The sequence below is a fragment of the Spirochaetaceae bacterium genome (assembly GCA_009784515.1).
Taxonomy (GTDB): Bacteria; Spirochaetota; Spirochaetia; order WRBN01; family WRBN01; genus WRBN01.
In genome coordinates this window covers 1-3,264 of record WRBN01000122.1, presented here as the reverse complement: position 1 = coordinate 3,264, position 3,264 = coordinate 1, and the positions used below count along the sequence as shown (strand labels likewise).

General features: G+C 44.8%; 4 protein-coding genes. All 4 read right to left on the bottom strand.

Annotated features, from left to right (window positions below; genetic code table 11):
- Positions 1-400: hypothetical protein (locus FWE37_09420; GenBank protein ID MCL2521198.1), on the bottom strand; the 400-nt coding region annotated here is incomplete at its 3' end.
- Between the two features lie 189 nt (positions 401-589).
- The gene (ruvB, locus tag FWE37_09415; GenBank protein MCL2521197.1) at positions 590-1,606 is read right to left on the bottom strand and encodes a Holliday junction branch migration DNA helicase RuvB; all 1,017 of its coding nucleotides are present in this window, start codon (positions 1,604-1,606) and stop codon (positions 590-592) included.
- A gap of 37 nt (positions 1,607-1,643) precedes the next feature.
- Positions 1,644-2,642: a phosphate acetyltransferase gene (gene pta, locus FWE37_09410; protein ID MCL2521196.1), complete on the bottom strand. Its 999-nt coding sequence runs from the start codon at positions 2,640-2,642 to the stop codon at positions 1,644-1,646.
- Between the two features lie 41 nt (positions 2,643-2,683).
- Positions 2,684-3,264, bottom strand: a 581-nt coding sequence (locus tag FWE37_09405) for an iron hydrogenase small subunit (GenBank protein ID MCL2521195.1), incomplete at its 5' end; no start/stop codon positions are given.

Sequence of the window (3,264 nt, the reverse complement as noted above, 5' to 3'; positions counted from 1 at the left end):
CCCCCGTAGCATCGCTGCCGGGCCGACCGATACTTGAAGCATCTAAGCCGTCAAGAGCATTAGGCTCGATAAGCAACCACAAAGTGCTATGGCTATTTTGAGTATCTTCCAGCATTAACCTCATATTAGTTAAGATATTATCGCGCCTATGCTCCGGTTGTAAATAAAAAGAATTATTAATTAACATCGATAACATAGTAAGGTCGTTAAAGCCATTTTCAAAAATGCGGGTAAATTGCATAGTTTCTTTTTGGCCAACCATAGTTACATTATCAATTATACTACTGCGCAGCGAATAACTAACTACCCTATAGATAAAAGCAAAACCAATCGCCAACAAAAACAAACTCATACCGCCAATAATCAGCAAACTTTTTACTTTAAGATTAAATTTTAACAAAATTAATACCTCGTCTTGTTTGCCTTTAAATTAAGCAACCTTTATTTTTACTATAGCATATATTTAAAAAACTTTACAACTGCTTTCTCTATCTAAAAGATAAATTTAAAAAGTTACTTCCAAGTATTAGTATTATAACACTAAATAAACTTAATGTCATTAGTTGTAAGTAATTGTTCTTAATCAATCCTAAAATAGGGCCGGCGGCTTTAAACCCAAATGCAAATAACCTTTAGCCGTTGCCATACGGCCGCGTGCGGTGCGCTGTAAAAAACCGCGCTGCACCAAATAAGGCTCATAAAAATCCTCTAAACTATCGGCGCTTTCGCCTACGGCGATGGCTAGAGTTTCTACCCCTACCGGACCGCCACCGTAATTTTCTATAATAGCCCGCAAAATATTACGGTCTTGCTCTTCTAAACCTTCGTTATCTATCTGCAAGCTAATAAGAGCTTCTTCCACAATAGTCTTACTCACTAAACCATCGCCTTTAATTTGGGCAAAATCGCGCATCCTCCTAAGCAAACGGTTAGCCACGCGCGGGGTACCGCGTGCACATTGAGCCAGCAAATTACTGGCTTCGTTCGCTATGGTCATACCTAAAATAGCTGCCGAACGGTTAATAATTAATTTAAGTTCGTCTATCGGGTAAAAATCGAGCCGGCAATTAATGCCAAAGCGGGTATGCAACGGGGCGGCAACGCGGCCCGGCTTGGTAGTAGCCCCCACCAAAGTAAAATGTGGGATAGGAATACGCACCGTACGCGCGCCGGCACCGGCACCGATGATAAAATCGAGCTCGTAATCTTCCATCGCTATGTACAGCATTTCTTCGATAGCCGGTTTTAAGCGATGGATTTCATCAATAAAAAAGACACTGCCGGCGGTAAGCGAGGTTAAAAGGCCGGCTAAATCTTTAGCTTTTTCAAGGGCGGGGGCGCTGGTTACCACCAAATTACTGCCCATTTCGTGGGCAATAATAGTGGCTAAAGTGGTTTTACCTAAGCCCGGCGGGCCGGAGATAAACAAATGATCTAGCGCCTCGCCGCGCTCACGAGCGGCTTCGATAAAAATTTGTAAATTATCTTTTAAGGCCTGCTGCCCCTGAAAATCTTTAATATAAAGCGGCCTAACCTTAAGCTCTTTGTCTTCGCTTTGTAATTCGCCGTCTAAAAGCGGCTCGCCGCTTCTATGTAATTTATCCAATTAAATTAACACCTTTATTACGGTGCAGGCTAGCCTGCTATTCCTTACAGCTGCTTAGCACCGTAGCGCAGGTATTAATAATATCCTCTATAGTCGCCCCGCGCGAAAGGTCGCTCAGCGGTTTAGCAAAGCCTTGCATAAAGGGGCCGTAAGCGCCGCCGCCGGCAAAACGCTGCACCAACTTGTAACCGATATTACCCGATTGTAAATCGGGGAAAACCAGTACATTGGCCTTACCGGCTACAGCAGAGCCGGGAGCTTTTTTAGCCGCTACATCGGGGGCTACGGCGGCATCCAACTGTAGCTCGCCGTCAACATTAAGGTCGGGCCTGCGGGCTTTAACAATTTTTAAAGCCTCCAGCACTTTATCTACATTAGGGTGGCTGGCCGAACCTTTGGTACTAAACGAAAGCATAGCACAGACGGGCTCTACCTTTAAAAAGGCCTTACAGCTTTCGCAAGCGGCAATAGCAATTTCGGCTAATTGTTCGGCGGTAGGTTCGGGAATAGTGGCGCAGTCGGCAAAAATAAACAAACCATCGGCCCCCATAGCTTTATTGGGCACATCCATTACAAAACAAGACGAGGCATATTTTACATCGGGCGCTGTTTTAACAATGGTAAACCCGGCTACTAACACATCGCTGGTAGGGTGGTCGGCGCCGGCTACTAAAGCATCGGCATGGCCTTTATGCAGCATCATACTGCCAAAATAAAGATTACCCATCATCACCTTACGGGCATCTTGCTGGCTAATACCTTTATGCTTACGCATTTCGTAATAAGCGCCGGTATAATCATCTAAACGGCTATCGGTAGCCGGATCGATGATGGTAAAACCATCTAAATTTATACCATTACCGGCAGCAATTTCTTTAATGGCGCCGTTTTTATCTAATAAAATAACTTCGCCTGCCAATTTTTCGTCAAGAATAGCTCGGGCCGCCTTTAAAGTACGCGGCTCGTAACCTTCGGGCAGCACCAACACCTTTTGTAGTTTACGGGCGCTTTCTTTTTGTTTTTCGATAAAATTCATTGTTATATCTCCATTTAAGTAATATATATAAAATTAGCCTATTAATAAGGTAACTCTTCCTCACTGGTGTTGTTTTGATGGGGGCTAACATAAGGGCGCGGCGAGTAATAAGTATGCAATAACTTATGCGCCTTTTCGCTGCCAAAACCGCCTAAAAAATTTTGATACAAATGCTGAATAGCCGGGTTTTCGTAGCTAGCTCTCACCTCTTTGCCTCTATCTTCACCGTAAAGACCGGCCGCCCGTTTTTCGCGCGTGTTACGCGTTAAACTATAAATTTGCCCACCGCCGCTGATACAGCCGCCTTTACAAGCCATAACCTCTATAAAATGATACGGCGGCGGTAACCCTTCGGCTTTGGCCTGCCTAATTTTTTCCAGCACAATACCCACATTATGCGTGCCATGCGTAACGGCCACCTTAACTTCGTGCCGGCCTATTTGCAAAGTAGTTTCTTTAATGCCGTCCATACCACGTAAAGCAGTAAATTCTAATTTATCTTTCGGCAGCGGCGTGCCGGCCAAATAAGCCGCCGTACGCAAAGCCGCCTCCATCACCCCGCCACTTGTACCAAAAATAACGCCGGCCCCGCTGTAAGTACCCAATAAATCGTCGCTTTCTT